This window comes from Nonomuraea sp. CA-141351, assembly GCF_050944675.1.
Lineage (GTDB): Bacteria > Actinomycetota > Actinomycetes > Streptosporangiales > Streptosporangiaceae > Nonomuraea.
This window is the reverse complement of sequence record NZ_CP191982.1, coordinates 5,751,068-5,770,937: the sequence shown is the minus strand read 5'-3', so window position 1 is coordinate 5,770,937 and position 19,870 is coordinate 5,751,068. Positions and strand designations below refer to the sequence as shown.

Annotated in this window: 16 protein-coding genes; 11 read left to right on the top strand and 5 right to left on the bottom strand. The window is 65.1% G+C overall.

Annotation, left to right across the window (positions count from 1 at the left end):
* Window positions 1-35 precede the first annotated feature (35 nt).
* Genes ACQPWU_RS27220 through ACQPWU_RS27210 form a run of 3 tightly spaced genes read left to right on the top strand, consistent with a single transcriptional unit; the run spans window position 36 to window position 3,426 of the window.
* Window positions 36-2,783, top strand: a complete 2,748-nt coding sequence (locus ACQPWU_RS27220) for a hypothetical protein (protein ID WP_433444545.1) — start codon at window positions 36-38, stop codon at window positions 2,781-2,783.
* A gap of 5 nt (window positions 2,784-2,788) precedes the next feature.
* Window positions 2,789-3,250, top strand: a complete 462-nt coding sequence (locus tag ACQPWU_RS27215; RefSeq protein ID WP_433444544.1) for a hypothetical protein — start codon at window positions 2,789-2,791, stop codon at window positions 3,248-3,250.
* Window positions 3,247-3,426: a hypothetical protein gene (locus ACQPWU_RS27210; protein WP_433444543.1), complete on the top strand. Its 180-nt coding sequence runs from the start codon at window positions 3,247-3,249 to the stop codon at window positions 3,424-3,426. The genes ACQPWU_RS27215 and ACQPWU_RS27210 overlap by 4 nt, the downstream gene beginning before the upstream one ends.
* A 64-nt stretch (window positions 3,427-3,490) precedes the next feature.
* Here the strand turns inward: ACQPWU_RS27210 and ACQPWU_RS27205 are convergent, their stop codons facing one another.
* Window positions 3,491-4,207 carry a DUF6082 family protein gene (locus tag ACQPWU_RS27205; RefSeq protein WP_433444542.1) on the bottom strand — a complete coding sequence of 239 codons (717 nt, stop codon included), beginning with the start codon at window positions 4,205-4,207 and terminating at the stop codon, window positions 3,491-3,493.
* Window positions 4,208-4,407: 200 nt separating this feature from the next.
* Here ACQPWU_RS27205 and ACQPWU_RS27200 point away from each other — a divergent pair, with 200 nt between their 5' ends.
* Genes ACQPWU_RS27200 through ACQPWU_RS27180 form a run of 5 tightly spaced genes read left to right on the top strand, consistent with a single transcriptional unit; the run spans window position 4,408 to window position 9,104 of the window.
* Window positions 4,408-7,143 carry a hypothetical protein gene (locus tag ACQPWU_RS27200; RefSeq protein WP_433444541.1) on the top strand — a complete coding sequence of 912 codons (2,736 nt, stop codon included), beginning with the start codon at window positions 4,408-4,410 and terminating at the stop codon, window positions 7,141-7,143.
* Between the two features lie 27 nt (window positions 7,144-7,170).
* Window positions 7,171-7,848 carry a hypothetical protein gene (locus ACQPWU_RS27195; protein ID WP_433444540.1) on the top strand — a complete coding sequence of 226 codons (678 nt, stop codon included), beginning with the start codon at window positions 7,171-7,173 and terminating at the stop codon, window positions 7,846-7,848.
* The gene (locus ACQPWU_RS27190) at window positions 7,841-8,143 is read left to right on the top strand and encodes a hypothetical protein (protein ID WP_433444539.1); all 303 of its coding nucleotides are present in this window, start codon (window positions 7,841-7,843) and stop codon (window positions 8,141-8,143) included. Before ACQPWU_RS27195 ends, ACQPWU_RS27190 begins: the two co-directional genes overlap by 8 nt.
* An 8-nt stretch (window positions 8,144-8,151) precedes the next feature.
* Window positions 8,152-8,304 carry a hypothetical protein gene (locus ACQPWU_RS27185; protein ID WP_433444538.1) on the top strand — a complete coding sequence of 51 codons (153 nt, stop codon included), beginning with the start codon at window positions 8,152-8,154 and terminating at the stop codon, window positions 8,302-8,304.
* On the top strand, window positions 8,301-9,104 hold the full coding sequence (locus ACQPWU_RS27180; protein WP_433444537.1) for a peptidoglycan recognition protein family protein: 804 nt from the start codon (window positions 8,301-8,303) through the stop codon (window positions 9,102-9,104). The genes ACQPWU_RS27185 and ACQPWU_RS27180 overlap by 4 nt, the downstream gene beginning before the upstream one ends.
* Window positions 9,105-9,240: 136 nt before the next feature.
* Here ACQPWU_RS27180 and ACQPWU_RS27175 read toward each other — a convergent pair whose 3' ends face one another.
* Window positions 9,241-9,756 carry a hypothetical protein gene (locus tag ACQPWU_RS27175; protein WP_433444536.1) on the bottom strand — a complete coding sequence of 172 codons (516 nt, stop codon included), beginning with the start codon at window positions 9,754-9,756 and terminating at the stop codon, window positions 9,241-9,243.
* 197 nt (window positions 9,757-9,953) lie between these two features.
* Between ACQPWU_RS27175 and ACQPWU_RS27170 the strand changes: the two genes are divergently transcribed.
* Together ACQPWU_RS27170 and ACQPWU_RS27165 are read left to right on the top strand one after the other, a co-directional pair.
* The gene (locus tag ACQPWU_RS27170) at window positions 9,954-10,208 is read left to right on the top strand and encodes a hypothetical protein (protein WP_433444535.1); all 255 of its coding nucleotides are present in this window, start codon (window positions 9,954-9,956) and stop codon (window positions 10,206-10,208) included.
* A 357-nt stretch (window positions 10,209-10,565) separates the two neighbouring features.
* A complete protein-coding gene (locus ACQPWU_RS27165) occupies window positions 10,566-11,471 on the top strand; it encodes a hypothetical protein (RefSeq protein ID WP_433444534.1) in 906 nt (301 codons plus the stop codon).
* A 39-nt stretch (window positions 11,472-11,510) separates the two neighbouring features.
* Here ACQPWU_RS27165 and ACQPWU_RS27160 read toward each other — a convergent pair whose 3' ends face one another.
* From ACQPWU_RS27160 to ACQPWU_RS27150, 3 genes are all read right to left on the bottom strand, one after another.
* Window positions 11,511-11,780, bottom strand: coding sequence for a hypothetical protein (locus ACQPWU_RS27160; protein WP_433444533.1), 270 nt, complete (start codon window positions 11,778-11,780; stop codon window positions 11,511-11,513).
* An 8-nt stretch (window positions 11,781-11,788) separates the two neighbouring features.
* Window positions 11,789-11,983 (bottom strand): hypothetical protein, encoded by a 195-nt coding sequence (locus tag ACQPWU_RS27155; RefSeq protein WP_433444532.1) that lies wholly within the window; start codon window positions 11,981-11,983, stop codon window positions 11,789-11,791.
* Window positions 11,984-12,135: 152 nt separating this feature from the next.
* Window positions 12,136-12,960 carry an aminoglycoside phosphotransferase family protein gene (locus ACQPWU_RS27150; RefSeq protein ID WP_433444531.1) on the bottom strand — a complete coding sequence of 275 codons (825 nt, stop codon included), beginning with the start codon at window positions 12,958-12,960 and terminating at the stop codon, window positions 12,136-12,138.
* Between the two features lie 666 nt (window positions 12,961-13,626).
* Here ACQPWU_RS27150 and ACQPWU_RS27145 point away from each other — a divergent pair.
* Window positions 13,627-19,635: a DNRLRE domain-containing protein gene (locus tag ACQPWU_RS27145; protein WP_433444530.1), complete on the top strand. Its 6,009-nt coding sequence runs from the start codon at window positions 13,627-13,629 to the stop codon at window positions 19,633-19,635.
* Window positions 19,636-19,870 lie beyond the last annotated feature (235 nt).

Genomic DNA, 19,870 nt, shown 5'->3' with positions numbered 1-19,870 from the left:
GTAATCACGAAAGTGACTGATATATCGGAGGCGGTGTGCTCGATCTCCGATTGGCTGCCCATAGTCCGAATGGAGCGCGGATTGGCACGCTGCCGCAGCCGCTCAACGTCGAAGCGGCCTGGCCGCTGAACGACGTCGGCAGCCTCCGGCTGGCCTACTCCTCCAGCGCGGTCGGCGCGGAACTGCTCGCGCAGCCGTGCGAGGTCGCGGTTGAGTGGTCCACGGATGGCGTTACCTGGACCGAGCCGCCTGACGGCCGGTTCCTGCTGATCCGGCGACGCGCCGACCAGGTGGACGAGACCGGGCTGGCCACATGTGAGCTGCCCGGGTATGTGTGGATGCTGCGCAAGGTGATCCTCTACCCGGGTGCTGCTCCGCTGGTCGACGGTAAGCGGCCGTTCCTGTCGGCGATGCCGGGGGCGATTCTGCAGACCTTCCTGCTGGAGGGTCAGGCGCGCGGCGCGCTGCCCGCCCTCACCTGGGACTTCACCCCGACGCACGACAGCGCCGGGCAGCCGTGGGCGAAGATCCTGACGATCTACTACCGGCCCGGCCTCGACGCGCTCACCACGCTCATCAACCTCGCCGAGCAGGGCGTCTGCGACTTCCGCATGAGTGGGCGGACGCTGCAGGTGTTCAACGCCGACACCGCGCTCGCGCGTGACTTGGCGGCCGGGGACGCGCCGGTGGATCTGCGGTTCGGCCGCGACGTCATCGCTGCTCCCGACGTCGGCACGTTCGAGGACCTCGCGTCGGCGGCGCTCGTGGTGGGGGATGACGGGTTCCGCGCGTCGTACACGTACGGCGGCGCGGTTGCGCCGTGGGGGCGGTGGGAGACCTACATCGGGCAGGGCGGCGTCTCGGATCCGGGGACCGCGCAGTTGCTCGCCGAGGCGGTGCTGCTGCGCTCCGGGCACGAACGTGTCCAGCGCACCCGCCAGATCAGCCCCTACACTGCGCGGTGGCTGCCCTGGCGGGACTACCGGCCAGGAGACCGGATCCTCGCCCCCTCCGAGGGCGGGTTGATGGAGAGCCTGCGGGTCCGGCAGCTCACCGTGACCCGCGACAAGGACGGCGTCCTCGGCGGCAACCTCGTGTTGAACGACCGGCTGCTGGAGCGGGACCTGCGGTTGGCCCGCCGCACGGCCGGCATCGTGGGCGGCAGCACTGCTGAGGGCGGGTCGGGGGCGCGGCCCGCGCCGGAATCCCCGGCCCCCCGCACTCCGGCCGCTCCGTCCGGGCTGATCGTGAACCCGGTCGCGTACGTTGACGAGCACGGCCTACCCAGGGGACAGGTGACCGCCACGTGGGGCGCGGTCACCACCGACGTGGCCGGGGTCGCTCTCAACGTCGGCGGCTACGAGCTGTTCATGCGCATCAACGAAGCCGGAGCGCCCTGGTTCCTCGTCGCCTCGACGGAGGCCGCCGACACCAACGCCACCTTCTCCCCGCTGGTGGTGGGGCAGCAGTACCAGTTCAAGGTCCGCGCCGTGAACCTCGGCAAGAAGGGCCCGTTCTCCAGCTCGGTCGCGGTCACCATCCCGGACGACGTGGATGCGCCGCCGGTTCCGACCGCGCCGACGCTGGAATCCCGGCTCGGCGTCGTGCACGTCACCTGGGACGGACTCGGCGTGGGCGGTGCGCCGATGCCGTCCGATCTGCTGCATGTCCTGGTCTGGATGCAGGACCCCCTCAATCCCGGCTGGGAGGACATCGGCTATCTCGACGCGGCCGGGTCGCTCGTCGTACCTGGCCTGCCGTACGGGGCCGACAGGGAGTTCTCGTTCACCGCCGTCGACCGGTCGGGCAACACCTCGGCGCGGAGCTCGTCGGCGACGATCGCCGCGGTGCAGCTCGTCCAGGGCGACGCCGCCGACGAGTCGATCACCACGGGCGCGATAGTGGCCAACGCGGTCACATCGGCGAAGATCGCCGCCGGACAGATCCTGGCCGGGCACATCGCCGCCAACCAGGTCACCGCGGCGAAGCTGGAGGCCGTCCTTACCCTCTCGACGCGGATCGTGGCCGGCGCTCCGGCCGGGGCGCGCGTGGAGCTGAACGGAAGCGGGCTGGCGGCGTACGACGCCTTCTCGGTGCAGACCGTGGCCATCTCGTCGGCGTCCGGCGCGGTGTCGATCGTTGGGCAGCTCGCCACCGGCATCCTCGGACGGCGGATCGTCGTCAACCCTGCGGGCGCGGCCGATCCGGAGATCCGCTTCTACCCGGGTGCGGGCGTCAACTACGCCCGCATCTGGACCGACACCGACGCCGCGATCCGCCTGTACTCCGGCAACAGTCCGGACGGCACCCGACGCTCGGAGGTGATCCAGCGCGGCGACGAGTGGCGCATGCACATGGTGCAAACCGCTGACGGCCTCGCCGGCGGCGGCTACATGTTCGCGCAGCCGGGCCAGCTGGAGGTGGGGTACAACGACATCGCGGGCCGCCTGAACCGGTGGCAGTTCAACAACGGCGGCGCCGGGTCCACGACCGGGTACACAGCGTTCCGGGGCACCTTCAACTACGAGGCCGCAGCGGGACTGGTCATGTTCGCTCGCAACCTCACCACGCCTGCGGCATCGCACTTCGTGTCGTGGCTGGTGACCCTGCAGTCCAACCCGCGCGTGGTGATCACCGCAGACAACCCGAACCCGGCTCGCCTGGTGTTCCATGTCAACTCGCCCGGCACCACCGGGTTCACCCTGCGATCTCACGAGACCTCGACACCCACCAACTTCACGACACTGCTGTACGTGTGGGCCTGGCGACAACATGGAGCGTGATGGGCATGCGTACCTGGCGGATCACCCGCGTCGAAGAAGGACCGGACGCGTGGACGTTCCTGTACGAGCCGGTCGACGGCGAGGGCGGCACGTTCGCCGCCAGCTTCCCGAAGGGCGTCTTCGAACACCGCATGGCCGAGCATGGGCTTAAGTCCCTCGATGAGGCGATCGAGGCGCTCATGTACGAGCCGCTGCTGTCGTGGATGCACGCCGAGGGAGACCCCGACGCGCAGGTCAGGCTGGAAGGTGACGCGGCCTCGGCGCGGGCCCGCCTGCAGGAGCAGATCGCGGCCTGCCGCGACAGGTACGGCCAGGTCCTCACCGACGCGCCCGCCGCCCGATCCGGCTTGAAGGCGCAAGCGGCGACCGATCCGCTGCAGGTGCTGCGCGACCGCGTCCGCATCGACACGGTGCGGGTGGCCACGATCCGGCTGGAGATCGACCGGCATCTGCTGGGGGGCGCGTGACCGAGGACCTCCGCGAGGACCTGCATGTCGATCCGAACGCCGTGGTGGCGGTTCTGCGCAGGCGGATCGATGAGCTGACGTACGAGAACGCGGTCCTGGCTGTCGCCGTCGACCAACTCCAGGCGCAGCTCAAACAGCGAGAGGGGACAGCGCATGCAGGTGATCGTTCCAGGTGAGCCGATGCGGTACGGCCTGCGCTTGGTCGTCTGCGCGCCGAACGGGGCCGTCTCGGTGTGCGTCTCATGAGCGTCGTTTCCAGTAGGTCGCGATTCCAAGAGCTAATGCGGCGCCCGCGCTGAAGGCCACAAAGGTCCGGTTCGGTGCAGGCGCTTTTCTGGGGCGAACTATCGGCCGCGCTGGAATGTGCACTGATTCCTCTAGCTCTTTATCCATGATGCGACAGAACGTGCGATTGCGACGACTATACGCATTAGCGCGATAATGCTTGGATGTGGCCTTCCAGTGCTCTCGGCCTAATTCTCCTTTAAAGTAATAACTCGCGACGTGCCGCATTTCCTCGTCGCGTATCATGCCGAGTGCATACATCGCATACCATTGGCTTGTCCATGCATTGGCGGTGAGCGTCAATCGGGTCATGAAGTCATCTTGTGCGCCGCTCCACGCTGAGCCATCTGCTTGTATTAGTGCGGGATCGTCGAGTGTGAGACGGATCATTTCAAGGTGCAGCATTCGCCATGTTTGCTGGCTTGCGACGCGGACGCTGCGGGCCTGCATTATCGCTGAATATGCGATACCGATCAGCGATAGCGCCGTCAGTATAGTAGCGGCAGGCCCGTATGCCTGTCCTATGTTACTGAGTAGTTCCCAGTCATTTGCTGGAACTAGCATCGTGAAATCTCTAAGGAAGACAGGTGAGGCGAGTAAGACCAAGCCAACGCAGAAGGTGGCGACCAGAAGTGCAAGGGTAATGGTTGTATGGCGCGCCCACTGTTTCATTTTCCATCCCTACCGGATCGTGGATGGGGTATTACCCCATCCACTCCTGTCTATTTCGATGTCTGTTGCGTCATTGATAATTGGGATTCATCTTCTTATTTCGTTCGTGTCCCGCTGGGTTCGTTGTCATAAAGCCTGCGGTTGGGAGGGGCCACGTGCAAGTCATCGAGCCGGGTGCGCCAATGCGGTATGGCCTCCGCTTGGTCCCCTACGCGCCGAACGGGGCACGTCTCGGCGTGCTCGGGCAGCATCTCGGGTGGGAGGCCGCGGCCCCGCTCAACGATGTGCCGTCGCTGCGGCTGACCTACTCGGGGTACGCGGCCGGCGCGCAGTGGCTGGCCTCGCCGTGTGAGGTTGCGGTGGAGTGGTCGGTGGGCGGCGCGTGGGCGGAGCCGCCGAACGGCCGGTTCTTGAGGATCAAGCGGTCGGGCGATGACGCTGATCAGGCGCTGTCGCGGTCGTATGAGATGCCGGGCTGGGCGTGGCAGCTGCGCAAGATTGTGCTCTACCCGAGCCTGGGGATGATCGAGGGCAAGCGCCAGTTCCCCACCACCAACGTGGGCGACATCCTCTCCCAGGTCATCGACGAGGCTCAGGGCCGTGGCACCGTGCCCGGCCTCGACTACGACTTCACCCCGACGCGCGACTCAGCCGGTCATCCGTGGGCGGTCACGATGACGCTCGGCCTGGACCCCGGCACCGACCTGCTGCAGCTGCTGCTGAACCTGTCGGAACAGGGCGCATGCGACTGGCAGATGCAGGGCCGCACCTTGCGCGTGTTCAACGAGAACACGACGCTCGGCCGCCAGCTCTCCAGCGGGCCCGGCCCGGTGGAGCTCCGGCTAGGCCGCGACGTCGACCAAGCCCCGGACGATGCGACGTTCGAGGACGCCGCGTCGGCCATCCTCATCACCGGCGAGGAGGGCCTGTCGGTCGAAGTCACGAACCCGGGCGCGGTCCGGCCGTGGGGCCGGTGGGAGGCTTTCCAGAGCCAGGGCGGGGTGAAGGACGAGGCGACCGCGCGGCTGCTCGCCCAGACGGCGCTGCAGCGCGCCAGCGGGGAACGGGTGCAGCTCACCCGGCAGATCAAGCCGTACGCGGCGCGGTTTCTGCCGTGGAAGGACTACCGGCCGGGTGACACGGTGCGCGCGCCGGGCGATCAGGCGGTCATGCAGGGGCTGCGGGTCCGGCAGCTGATCCTGTCGGTGGACACGGACGGCGTGATCAGCGGCAACCTCGTCCTCAACGACAGATTCCTCGAACGCGACATCAGGCTCGCGCGCCGGGCCAACGGCATCCTCTCCGGCGGGGTGACCGAGGGCGGCAACGGCGGCGAACCGGCCCCGGAGGCCAAGGACCGGGTCCCGGCCGCGCCCACCGGTCTGATCGTGAACCCGCAGGCGTATCTCGATGCGGAGGGCTACTCGCACGGCCTGATCATGGTGTCGTGGCTGCCGGTCAGCACGGACGTCAACGGCGTCGCGCTGGCGGTGGACGGGTACGAGCTGATCGGGCAGACGCCGCCGGGGACGGGCGCGGAACGGGTGCTCGGCCACACCGATGGCACCAGCATTTCCTACAGCCCGTTGACGCCGAAGTCGCAGTGGCGGTTCGGGGTGCGCGCCACGAACCAGGGCGTCAAGGGGCAGCTCGCGGCGTCGCCGGTCATCACCATCCCGGACGATGAGGACCCGCCGCCGAGCCCGTCCACGCCGGTCGTCGATTCCCGGCTCGGGATCGTGCGCGTCACCTGGGACGGCCTCACCAGCTCGGGGACGGGCATGCCGGTCGACTTTCACCGGGTGCTGGTCATGATGCGTGACCCGCTGAACTCGGCCGACGAGGGCCAGGCGGTGGAATGGCTGGAGCAGGCCGGGACCGCGGTGGTGCCGGGTCTGCCGTACAACACGGACCGGGAGTTCTGGCTGGTCGCGCTCGACCGGTCCGGGAACGTGTCCGGCGAGTCGGCTCGGGTGGTGGCCGCGACGCACCCGCTGGTGGATACCGACCTGATCGGCGAGGTCATCGACGGCGCCGAGCACATCATCTCCGGGTCGATCCCGGCGGACGCGAAGATCGTGGCCGGGACGATCACGGGCGGCCTGATCCAGGCGCTCGCGATCCAGGCCGGGCACATCAGCGCCAACGCGGTCACGGCCGACAAGATCGAGGCGGGGGCCATCCAGACCGGCCACCTGGCCGCCGCCGCGATCACGGCCGACAAGATCGCCGCTGACTCGATCACGGCGAGCAAGATCCAGGCGGACGCGCTGAGCGGCAAGGTGATCACCGGCTCGATCGTGCGTTCCAGCCCCACGGGGCAGCGGTTCGTCCTCGACTCCGCCACACTCGACCTGCGGTTCTACCCGGGCGCGCTCGGCAACAACAACTACTCGCGCTTCTACGCCGTCGATGGGCTCTATCCGGGCGAGACGACCTCGTTCATCACGTCGGGCACAAACTCCTCCGGAAGCGCGCGGGCCGAACTCCAGGTCGCCGCCGGCCTGGTACGGCTCGGCATCCGGCAGCCGTCGTCATCCACCCGCAAGGGAGGCGGCCTCGACGTCGCCGAGGGCTACGGAAGGTTCGGCTACGACGACGGCTTTTCCAGTTCGCAGTCCTACATCCACTGCAACAGCTCCGGCCGCTGGTATCTGCGCGGCCGGGTGTGGGACACCGCCACGGCCGATCCGTACGACACCGTGCACGCCGGGTCGTCCGTCAGCCCGCCCGACACCGGGGGTGGGACCGTCACCTACGGGCCGACCATGGCGTCCAACATGGGCCCCGTCTGCACGGTGAGAGACGGCGCGGCCAACGCGAACTTCTACTGGTGCGAGGACCTGTCGAACCAGTCCGCTTTCTCCACCGCCTGGTCTCAGGGCGGCGGCGTGTGGTCCGGCAAGGCGCTGTATTGGTGGGCGCACCGCCATTGATCATCGAAAAAAAAGGGGGGTGCCCACGTGCCCGATATCTGGACTATCTGGGACGCCGAACTCGGCTACAGCACGACCAGCCTGCTGCAGAACGGTGGAGAGCAGGCCAACCAGCTCGCCAGCCACGACGGTGCCGAGCCGATGTGGGGGATCAGCCGGGTCCGGCCGGACGGCGTCCCGCACATGCACATCATCCCGCACTCGACCTGGGAGTGGCGGTGCGCCGAGTACGGGATCGATCCCGACGACATGGACACGCTGCTGGACATCGTGCTGCATGAGCCGTGGATCCCGGACCCGGGCGACGCGCTGGCCGCCGTGCAGCCAGGCGCGGCCGCGGTGCTGAAGGAGATGCACGGCCTGCCGACGTGCTGGACGCCGGGCGTCCCCGACGCTGACCGGCTGGCCGCCCATCTGGCCCGGATCGAGGCGGTCAAGACGCACCGCGTCGTCATGGTGCCGGAGAACCGGAAGTTCCGTCAGGACGTGGTCGACTATGTGGGCCTGGCCATGACAGTGCCGCTTGATCCGCTGGAGCCGGTCAAAACGCTGACCAGGTTGGACCCGGCGCGGGTGGCGGCCCGCCGCAAGACGGTGGACTACTACCGCGCCAGCCGTTCTGGGCCCGTCATGCCGAACTTCGACATCAAGCCGCCGAACACCTTCATGGGGCGCAAGCCGTGGCCGGTGGTGGCCGGTGGATGAGACTCCGAACCTCGCGCTGGCGCTGGCCGAGCTGCGCGGCGCGGTCGAGCTCGGGTTCGAGCGCACGAACGGCTCCACCGCGCTCATCCTGCAGCGGCTCGACCAGGTCGACGACCGGCACGCCGAGCTGGCCAAGTACGTCGAGACGCTCCAGACCAGGCTGGCCGAGGTCGAGAAGACGGCCGTGACGACCACGCAGCTCACCGACCGGACCCGGCAGATCATCGCCATCGTCGGCGTCCTGGTGACGCTCGCAAGCGCGGTGATCGCGCTGATACAGCTCACCAGGAGCTGACCAGCGCCTTGTCCTCCCCTCCTGCCGGCACGGTGTTCCCGTGCCAGGACGGCGTGCTGCTCGTACCCGCCGTCCTCCCGATCCACATCCCCGCCGATGCGTTCGGCCTGACCGTGGCCGAATGGCTCAACCTCCAACCCTCACGAGAGGTGACCCCGTGAAGCAGGTTTCGCGCGCCGCCTGGAACGCCGCGCCCCCGACCGGCACCTACACCCGAGTAGCCTCCACGCGCGGCGTGAAGATCCATTACACCGGCGGGCCGGTGCCCGCCGACATCGCCGGGCCGAAGAAGCACAAGCTGTGCGTGCAGCTCGTCCACCAGATCCAGCAGATGCACATGTCGGGCGGCCGTGGCGAGAAGTACATTGACTTCGGCTACAACCTGGCATGTTGCCCGCACGGGTACGTGTTCATCGGCCGCGGCGCGCACCATCTGCCGGCTGCGAACGGCCCAGGTCTCAACTCGCAGCATTACGCGGTGCTGGCGCTGGTCGGCGACTCGGGGTTCACCAAGCCGAACGACACCATGCTGCACGCCCTCCGGGACGCGATCGAGTACCTGCGCGACAAGGGCGACGCCGGGAACGAGATCAAGGGCCACCGCGACGGCTACGCGACCTCCTGCCCCGGCGGGCCGCTGTACGCGTGGGTCAAGGCGGGCGCGCCGCGCCCGGACAAGCCGATGGAGAAGCCCATCAGGGTCGTCTACAAGGACAGCGTCCCCGTCTGGCCCGGCCGCGTCATCAAGCTGGACGACCCGTACATGCAGGGCAACGACGTGCACGCCTGGCAGTACAAGCTCAAGAAGCGAGGCTGGACGATCGACGTCGACGGCATCTACGGCCCTCAGTCCAAGGCCGTGTGCGCCAGCTACCAGGAGAAGGTCGCGCTGAAGCCGACCGGCGTCATCGACGAGGAGACCTGGGACATCACCTGGTCCTGGAAGCCACCCGCGAAGTGAGGGGCGGGCTGGAGCTCGTCCCAGTCAGCTTTGGGCAAGCGTGCGCGTTCGTCACCGGCGCGCTTCGAAGACGGCCGGAATCCGCCTGGAAGGCGCCGCAGCAGGTGGAGCGGTCTCGGCCGTGGGTCGCAGGATGTCAGGCTGGGTGAGATGGTGGCCCAGATATTAGACGCATCGTACTCCGGGCCCGGACATGGCCCGAGGCGGCCTCGACAAAAGCCAGGAGCGCGAGCTGCGAACGCTTTGCCTGCTCGTCTCGCGCGGCCTCATCCGCGGCATGATGGATGGCAGTGGTGATCTCCAACGCCTCCGACGCGAGCTGATTCAACTCAGCGTCCGGGTTGAGCAGCCGCAGCCTGAACAGCGCCGCCTTTGCGTTCGTGCGCTCGCTGAGCGACTCAGTGCGAGCGCTGATGTACGCCGACCCGCTGGGGTCTTCGCGCTTCCGATACCAGCGGGCGCTCTGGCTGGCTCGGTACGAGGTGATGGCGCCGGCGAATGCACTGTAGGCGGCGAGCTGTTCCTGCCAGAGCCGCTCATCGCGGGCTTCTAATCGCGCCTGCTTTGCGACTCGCGCCTGAAAGACGTAGGTGGCTGCGGCGCCGAGCAGTGTGCCAACGATGGCGATGAGGCTCGTGATCGCACTCTGCATCCCGTCAGTTGAGCATGCTCTGCGTGATCCCGGGAGGGGCCTTCTATGTAGCCCCTCAGATCGTCAAATTGCTGCAGCCCCGGGCTCATCTCGGCACGCGGCAGAGAGGGCCCTGCTGGCCGAAAGCACTGACCTTGAGCGGTCTGTCCATCCGGGCGGGCCCTTTCGCATGTCCAACCCCTTCTTTGGAGGAACCCATGCACGGAGAGCCCGTAACCTACGGCAAGCTGGTTGAGCGGAAGGTCACCGCGTCCACCGCGGGCTCCTACCTCGGCCTGCTCGCGGTCCTGACCGTCCTGCAGGCCATCAACGCCGACCTCGACCTCATCGCGTTCCTGCCCGACTGGCTGGAGTCGCTCACCATTCCGCTGCTGCCCGGCCTGATCACGTACGTGTCCGGGTACAAGGCCAAGCACACGGCCCGGCCGGACCTGCCGCTGGACCAGCGGTAGCATCTGATCATTTCGCGACCCGAGCGGTCCTCCGCGGGAGGCGCGAGGCAGTCATCGTGAGGCGGCGCTTTTGCGCGGCCCGGGACAACGGGCTGCCGCTGAGCATGGAAAGAGGCCCACCATCCTCCGGGATGGTGGGCCTCTTTCGTGCGTGACGCGGCTGACTTCCTGCGCTGTGCCCGACTCAACGAATCCCACCGTTACGGAGTGCTCCGTCAGGTGATGCGCAGCCCTGCCGTATTACTAGGCCGTGTTATCCCGGCGATGTCCTGGTCAAGGTTCGACCATGCAAGAGCGCTGGAGTCGCCGTAGAGGGAATGCCTCAGGATGAGATTCCCGCGAACGAAAGACTGCTCTATGGGCTCGCGCAAAAAAAGCCTGCGAAAGCTGAAACGCCGGATTAAGGAAAAGGCTTACACGGCTGGCCGCGCATGGAAGGAGGCGGGGCCTGCACTCCGCATAACGGCCAAGGTAATGTGGCCGCTTGGGGTGGCCCTGGCCGCGCTCGGCATTCTTGGCGACCTGAATGGCTGGTGGACAGATCGCTCGTTTCTAACCAATCTCCTATCGTCGCTTACAGGCGTGCTATTTGGCATCCCGTTCGCTCTTATCGTATTGCAGCAAGTCGCTGCCCATCAAGCAGAGCAAATGGAAAGAACTGTGTTTAAACGCCTAGCCAGACGAGAGTTTTCTTCCATAACGGAAGCCCTTGATAGGCTCTATGTTCGAGACGACGAGAGTAGGCTGCAACAACTAGAGGACCTGCTTAAGAATGGTATTCGCGCTCTACAGTCGCATGCCGAAGACGCCGATGACGAGCCTCGGAGAAGACACGACAGGGGAGGAGGCGACGTTGCGCGCGATAGCATAGAGGACAGGGTGCGGAGCGTTGCTCGATTCGACGAAGCGCTGACTCTATGGAAAGCAGTTATTGAAGATCAGGAAAAATGCGATCGTCTCTGGGAGAGCGCTCTGCGTACGGCTCGGTATATTGATGACCATATTGGTCCTCGATATCTTGAGTTGGATATACCCTGGGTGCCAGCGGCAGATCGGGGTGGGCTTTCGAGTACACTTGAAAGATGGCCGGCGTTTAACTGGTTCAATGATCTGGAGAGTTTGAGGTTCAACACCGGTACGGAACATGAGGCATTTACAACTGCTCTGAATGCATATGACGCTGCCCTGGAAGCCCTTCAACGTATTGAGCTGGCCCGAAACGTTGCGGTTAAGTGGCTAGGCTATATTCGCGCCGACGATTGATTTGCAGAAACGCAAGCAGTGCGGGTTTCAAAGATACGATCAGGCAGTACCGGCATCTTTGCCAGCGTCCGGCTCGTGAAGATCCGCCAGCCCGAGGCCCAGTGTCTCCAGCAGCTCCGTTAGCTCGTGCAGTTGGTAGTAGCCGGGCAGCCGTCCCACAGCCGCGCCGGCCCGGGTAACGAGGTACCAGACCTCGCCCGGCCGCACATCCGGCATGATCATCTGGACGAAGATCCAGTGCGCGTTGCCGGGCAGAACGTCCACCGGCTGGACGCGGATGCCGCCCGGAGCCTCGAAGTAGCGAGCCATGATCGCGGTTAGCTGAGCGGCGAGAATCGTGGCAGGCCCGTGAGCCAGATCTCACGCAGTTCGTCGTCGGCCTGCTCCGTGGCGGTGCGAAGCCTGCGGATGGCGACGCGCACCTCGTCCAGCGTCAGGTCGTCGCCGAGGGCACGGAAGGCTTCCCGGACGGGCTTCAGCGCGGCCTCTATGGCCTGTTGTGGCTCATCCATATGGCGACGTTACGTCTTTGCTTCGACGTCGTCACCCCCCTCGCGCAGCTCGGCCTGGGATATATGCGAAGCCCCCGCTCGCCTCTTCGGAGGCGAGCGGGGGCCCTTTTGCATGTCCCAGAAGCAGTGTTCCAGCGCGATAAGGAACGGGGTCAGCCGAGCAGGTACAGAACTCGCTCGGCCTGGCGTTCCAAAGCGCCGACCGGGTTGTGGGGCGTGGCGGGCCCATCTGGCCCGAGCATGAGGAACCACCCCAGCGCGGACAGACGGCGAAACTCCCATACGCGGTCAGTTTCTTGCGGGGTCAGGTCGATGCAGGACAGCAGCCGCTCTGCGTCCAGGGTGCCGTCGATGCGGGAGATGTGCTCGGCTACCTCGCCGAGTTCGAAGGCGCGATCGCTGCGACCGGAGTCTTCCCAGTCGATGAGCCGCACCTTGCGCTTGTCCCGATCCCACAGGTAGTTGGCGTGGTTTCCGTCAGCCAAGCCGAGAACGGGTGGCAGCGGGTTTTTGGTGAGTTTGTCCGGGGCGGCGGAGGCCAGCCAAGCTGCACCCGCTTGGAGCGCCTGCCGCACCAACGGGTCCTCGCCGAGGTCGGGTTGCTTTTCGGCCCAGGCGCGGACCTTGTTCACGGCTATGGCCGGCCGCCAGGCGGCCGGCTCGATCTTCTCGACCACGCACGCCGGGACCTCCTGGTGCAACCGGTTGAGAGCATCGGCCATCGCGCGGATCTGTTCTTCGGTGACGTGCTCGCCGCGCAGGACGCAGCCGGGCAACCTGCTCATCACGATCATGGGGGGACAGACGTCGAGCTCTGCCCGGACGGGCGTGGGCGCAAGGCCAGGCACGTGTTCGGCGAGGAGCGTCAGCGCCGCCCATTCCCGGTGGGGCTCGCCTCGCTCCCACGACGTGTATCGCTTGGTCACGATCTCGTCGCCGAGCTGGAGGTTGTGCGTGCTGAATCGATCATCCGTCACGTGTGCCTCCGCCCTTCTGCCCCTGACTTGGAGGACAGGTCCTCCAGGTCCACCCTCCCTCTTCGGAGTTGGGCGGGGGGCTCTTTTGCGTATGCGCTGTTAGAAGGGCCAGCTCGCCGAGCGGCGGGCCTCGAGGATCGGATCAGCTTGATCGGCGGGGTGGCGGGCGAGAAGTGGAGATGCTCGCAGACGTAGCGCCAGGCGGTCGCGATATCGACGCCGACCTCTGCCAGCATCTCCCCTTTGCAGAGGTGGACGAGCACGAGTAGCGCCTGCTGACCGGGGCTGAGGCGTCGCCACAGCCTGCCAGAGCCATCGTCGTTAACAGTGCACTCTGTGAGACATTCGCGACAAATATGCCTCTATCGCACCTTTCGTTACTGGCCTACTATCTGAATGCCTTATCTGATCTTTACACCTGGAGGTCGGGTGCACACCCCCCGCAAGGTCTGCCTTGCCATGCCCAAAAATGGGAGGGCAGGGTACCGAGCAACCCTCGTCACAGGCATAGTGACAGCGTTGCTCCTATCCACCGGCCACACGGCTGGGGCTCTAACTCCGTTATCCGTAGTCCCCACACCCAGTCCATCGGCCAAGCCGCAATCTGTGGCGGAACGACCTGATCGTGTCTCCGCAGCTCTGACCGCGCGACTGCAGGGCAGTCGCGTGTTGGTTACGAATGAGACCACCGAGACCTCGCTGACTTACGTCAACCCCGACGGCACGATCACCCTGGAAGCCTCCAGCGAACCCGTTCGGGTCAAGCAAGGCAAGACGTGGACGCCGATCGACACCAGCCTGATCACCGCCGACGGGGTGCTCAAGCCGAAGGCATCCATGGCAGACGTGGAGTTCTCCGCCGGAGGCGAGGGCAAGCCCTTCGCCAAGTTGGAGCGTTCCGACAAGCAGTCTTACGCCCTCATTTGGCCAAGCCCGCTGCCTGCGCCGAAGATCGAGGGCAGTAGGGCCACGTACCCTGACGCTGCCGGACCTGGAGCGGACCTTGTCCTCACCGCCCTGCCCACCGGCTTTCGCCACGACGTCGTCCTACGTGAGCGTCCGTCCGGCCCGGTCGAGTACAAGATTCCGATCCAGGCTGAGGGGCTGAAGCTCAAAAAGACCAAACAGGGTGGGATCAAGCTCACCGACGACAAGGGCAAGGCGATCGCCTTGGCGTCCAAGCCGGTCATGTACGACACCCTTGCCGGGCACCCAGAATTTACTCCAACGCAGGCAGGCGAGCCAAGAGCAAGCAACGACCCTGGCGGTATCGAGACCCAAGTCGTTTCCGACCGGAACAAGCAAACCCTGGTACTCAAGCCTGATGCGAATTTCCTGGCCGACCCGGCCACGCAGTTTCCGGTTACTGTAGACCCGGTCGTCACGCTGGCATCCACCGCTGCGGTTAGTGTCTACAGCGACGGCGATGTTTATGATCATCAGTTGCAGGCTGGCACCTACCATCCGGCCTCGGGCGGGTGGAAGGGACGTACCTTCGTCCGGTTCGACGTTTCTTCCTTGGTAGGGCAAACGGTCACCGATGCTCGTCTGGAACTTTGGCGTAACTATGTAGTTGGCTGTGAGAACGCCACGGCCTCCGGGGTGGAAGCGCGACAGGTGACCTCGGCGTGGGATCGAGCCACCATCAACTGGTCTACTCAGCCGACCAGCACTGCCCAGGACGCGGTGGTCGATCCGATCGCCGACCCTAACACCTACATGTGCGCTACCCAGAAGGGCACGCGGTCGTTGCGTCTGACGCCGATCGTGCAGCGATGGGCCAGCGGGACTGCCAACCACGGTGTGGTGCTGCAGGGTAAGGACGAAACCCAGGCGGAAAATTACGGTCTGTACGCCTCGGGAACCAACGGCGATGGTCCTGGGCCGAAACTCACCGTCACCTACGGCTCCACTCCTGCCACCGACCGCCTGAGTGTGAGCCCGTCGGCAGCCGCGAGCGGGATCATGTATGCAACCTCCACCACACCCACCCTACGGGCCTGGATAAACGACCCTGATTCCGCATCGCTGCGCGCGGAGTACGAGGTGGAGCACGACCCGAATGCCGCTGGGCAGGGCAGTGGACTGATCTGGTCGGGTGCCGTGGACAACGTTCCCGCGAATACCGAAGCAAAGATCACCGTTCCATCGGGCAAGCTTGCCGACTCCTGGAAGATCCGCTGGCGAGCCCGCGCCTTTGACAACGCGTCGTATTCGGCCTGGTCAACTTGGCAGAATGCGACCGTTGACGCAGAGGCTCCCGGAGTCCCGGCCATTGTCTGCGATAAGTATCCGGCAGGTGCTTGGTCAGCGAGGGTGACTGGCGCGTACTGTACTGCCGAGACCCCTTCCTCCGACGGAACTGGCTATTACTGGGGGCTCGACGACTCGACAACGCCCAACCTTCACGCCAGCCAGAGCAGTGGTAGCACCGTCCTGGCCCTGCCCATCGATATTCCCGATGGCTGGCACACCATCTACGTTCGCGCCCGGGACAAAGCCCACAATGTTTCTGCGGTGGCCTCCTATAGCCTCGGTCTTGGCCCGGGCAGTCTGGTCAGCCCGGCCGACAAAGCCCGCGTCCAGCGGGCGGTAACGCTGGCCACCTCTGCGCCTCCAGATCGAACCTCGGTCCGTTACTACTACCGGCCCGTCGGTGATGTCTTCAACCTCTACGAGATCCCGCCCGCCGACGTAACCGTGCCCGGCTCCGGCGCACCGCTCACGGCATGGCCGCAAACCCGCGATGACACCAGCAAGAACTTTCTCGACCTCACATGGAACATGGCCAAGACCTTGACCGATGCGAAAATCGCAGACGGTCAGATCGAGGTAATGGCGTACCTCTTTGGCGGCAGCAAGCCCGAAGAATTTGTCAAGCACGCCATCGTGACCCTAGACCGCTCGGGATTTGGCAGCTCTTACGCCACCACCGATCTCGGTCCCGGCCGCGTCGCCCTGCAAACCGGAGATTTTGCCGTCGAGGCTTCGGATGCCAGCCTCTTCGGAATCAGTGTCAACCGGACGCTGACCACACTAGCCCCAGCGGCTGATCGCCCAGATGAGCAACTAGCCGAAAACAAGATATTCGGGCCTGGCTGGCGCGCCGGCTTCCCTTCCGTTCCTTCCGGCATCGCCGACTTCTCTCCCACCAGCGCAGGCGAGTCCGGATCTCTCCAGCTGATCGGTGCTGATGGCGCGACCCTGTCGTACGTCAAAGACGGCACCACACTCACCGGCATCGGCGACGCCGCTGACGGCTCTCGGATTACCGCTACTGGCGAGGAACTGACCGTCACGGACTCCGCAGGCGGCATAACGGTTTACACCAAGGTCTATGGCAAGTGGGTGGTGTCGCGTACGCAGACGCCTGCAGCAGAATCCGCTGTCACCTACTACCGAGACAGCCAAGGACGCGTGACGCGCATCCTGGCTCCCGTCCCCACGGATGTAGCCTGCACGACCACCCTGGTAGCAGGCTGTCGGGCGCTCGAACTTTCCTATGCGACCTCAACTACGGCGACGGGTATCGCCTCTGGCTGGGGCGACTTCAAGGAGCAGGTGAAGAGCATCTCGTTCACCGCCTTCGACCCGGAATCGAACGCCATGAAGACGACGACGCTCGCCTCCTATCTGTACGACTCGACGGGACATCTGCGGCAGATCACAGATCCGCGTACCAACCTGTCGACGATGTACTACTACACCGGCGAGGGCCGCATCTCCCAGATCACCCCGCCTGGCCTGGCCCCCTGGCGGATGGAATACGACTCTCATGGACGTCTGGCACACGTACAGCGTGAGGGCGGCGATGTGGACCCCACCCAGGCTGTGGTGTACGACGTGCCGATAGACGGTACGGGCGCTCCGATCAACCTGACCGCAGCCCAGACCGCCAAGTGGGGACAAGCTACTGATCTACCAGTGGTAGGTGCCGGGGTCTTCCCTGCTTCGCACGTGCCTGCCCGCGGTGCGGACGGTGCGTACCAGCCCGCTGCCGGTGATTGGGAGTATGCCAGCCTGGTCTACACCGATGTCAACGGCCGTCCGGTCAATACCGCCGGCTACGGCGCGGGCGCCTGGCAGGTCTCGGCGATCCGGTATGACGACAAGGGCAACACGGTGTGGGAACTCTCCCCGGAGAACCGTGCCCAGGCCCTCACGCCGACAGCCAACACAGACTCATATGTAGCTGGGCGTACTGATACGGCCGATCGAGCGAATCTGCTGGCCACGATCAGTACCTACAACGCCGACAGCGACCCGCTGACCGTCACCGACCCCGCCCGGCAGGTGCAGCTCGCCGACGGCACCATGGTCTCGGCGCGCAAGCTCACCACCACCAGCTATGACGAAGGTAAGCCCTCCTCGGCAACCACCTATCATCTGGCCACCATGACCAAGGCCGAACCAATCGTGCTGGACGGCACCGCCACCCCCATGGCGGCGGACGCGCACACGGTCAAGACCGGCTACGACCCGATTAAATCCGGTGATCCTTCGGGCTGGGATCTGCGCCAGCCCACCAGCACCACCACTGTTATGCCCGGTGGAACTGACATCGTCAGAAAGGTCCGCTACGACCAGGCTGGTCGAGAGATCGAACGTCGTCAGCCCGCCTCCGGTGAAAACGACGCGGGAACCACTCGCACCGACTACTACAGCGCGGGAGCACACCCCAGCTCGACAGAATGCGGTAACAAGCCGCAGTGGGCCGGATTGCAGTGCCGGACGTTCCCGGCCGAGCAGCCGACAGGCAAACCGCTGCCGGTGACAACGACGACGTACGCCTACTACGGTGGGGCGGCGACGAGCGTTGACACCGCCGGAACCACCGTGCGAACCACGACTCGCGTGTTCGACACGGCGGGCCGTCCGTGGAAAGAAAAGATCGAGGTCGTTCCACCGGCTGAGGGTGGTGCCGCGCTTCCCGAGTCCACGATCAGCTACGACTCCGCCACCGGCTTGCGGCTTGGCATCACTGCGGGAACGAATACGCTGTCCAACACCTTTGACAGCTTCGGCAGGGTGAAGACCACCACGGACGCCGACAGCAATACCACCACGATCGGCTACACGCTGGACGGGCAGGTCGCCTCACTGGCTGATACGCGGGGCACGACCACGTACACCTACAACGGTATCGACGCCGCCGGACGTCCGGAGCGGCGCGGACTGCCCACGGCGCTCACCGCGGAGCGGCTGGGATCCTTCACGGCGGCCTTTACCGGAGACGGCCAACTGGCGACGCAGAGCTATCCAAACGGCGTGACCGCGACCACTGGCTACGACAGTACCGGTTCTGCCACACGTCTCGACTACGCCAAGGGAACAACCCCTTGGCTCAGCTTCCGGGACAACAGCGACATCTTCGGTGAGGTCGTGCACAGCACCTCCACAACCGGCAGCACTCAGCTCCATACCTATGATGGCGCTGGTCGCCTGACTGGCACCGCCGATATTCAGGGCGACCGCTGTACCACCCGCCGCTATACCCTGGACGCAAACAGCAATCGCGCCGCTCTGAACACCTATGAATCGAACGGCGCTTGCACCACCGGCACCCCCACCACCAAGACCGGTACTTTTGACACCGCCGACCGCATCACCAATACCGGCTATAGCTATGACGCCCTGGGACGGACCACGACGGTCCCTGCCGCCGACGTCACCGGCAATGGGGACCTCACCGTCACCTACCACGCCAACGACATGGCCGCCTCACTCACCCAGAACGGGACCACCAAGGCCTATGGCCTAGACCCGAGGGGACGAATCCGCACCATCAACACCACCACTGCAGGCGGTGCGATAGGCACGACTGTCAACCACTACACCGGTGCCGATGACAGCCCGTCCTGGGTCGCCGAATCCGACGGCACCTGGACACGCAACATCCTCGCCTTCAACGGTCTCGCTGCCGTCGAACGCAGCGACAACACCGCGCAGATCAAACTGACCAACCTGCACGGCGACGTGACAGCTACCTGCGATAACAACGCCAACGCTGGCCTCGCAGCCTACTACGAATATGCCGAGTTCGGCCAGAAAAAGCAGGGCACGGTCAACGAAGAGAGATATGGTTGGCTCGGCAAAGACCAACGCTCGAGCGGCGATTCCGTTGGCGGAATCATCCTCATGGGAGCCCGCCTCTATAACCCGGCGACGGGGCGTTTCCTCCAAATGGACCCGATCCTGGGAGGCAGTGACAATCGTTATGAGTACGCTTCGCAAGACCCGATCAATAATCTGGACCTTGATGGCAGGAAAAAGACATCTAAGAAGATCCCAGCGGGCGCGAAGAAGCTAATGAAGCCGATGTCGCAGGGCGGCAAGAGCTGGCAAACATGCGGATCAACCTATTTCGGGTTCGGTTGGGACTGCATTGGCCATATCGCTCACGAAGACGTCCCCGATGTGATCCGCGATCTCGCTAAGATAGTCGCAGGCACCGCAATATGTGCGGCTGTGAGCGGAGCTGGCGGGGAAGTGACGGCGTTCATCACAGCCGCTTGCGGACTGGCTACGGCAGTCGCGTCGTACTATATGTCCGAAATTACATGGGCAGACGATAAGAGTAACGGGCGAGGCGTCGACTACCACTGCTGGAACAATCCCTGGAGCAACGGGTGTACGTTCACGCCCACCAAAAAAGAAAAGGTAATGGCAGCATAGGATGGATCCCCAAAGGTGAAATGGACGCCCCTTATCCTCATAGGCGTAGCTCTCATTGTCGCCGCCATTTCGCTTGCCTTGAAGGCAAGCCCTGATCCTGACATGCGCCGACTAGGCGGTCTCCTCGGCGCCGTGGGAATCGTGATAGGCACGGCAGCCCTCGTGGTCTACCAGATCCGCCGCCTCATCGAACGGGATCGAGACCGCCGCATGTGATCGCAAGATTAGGTGTTCC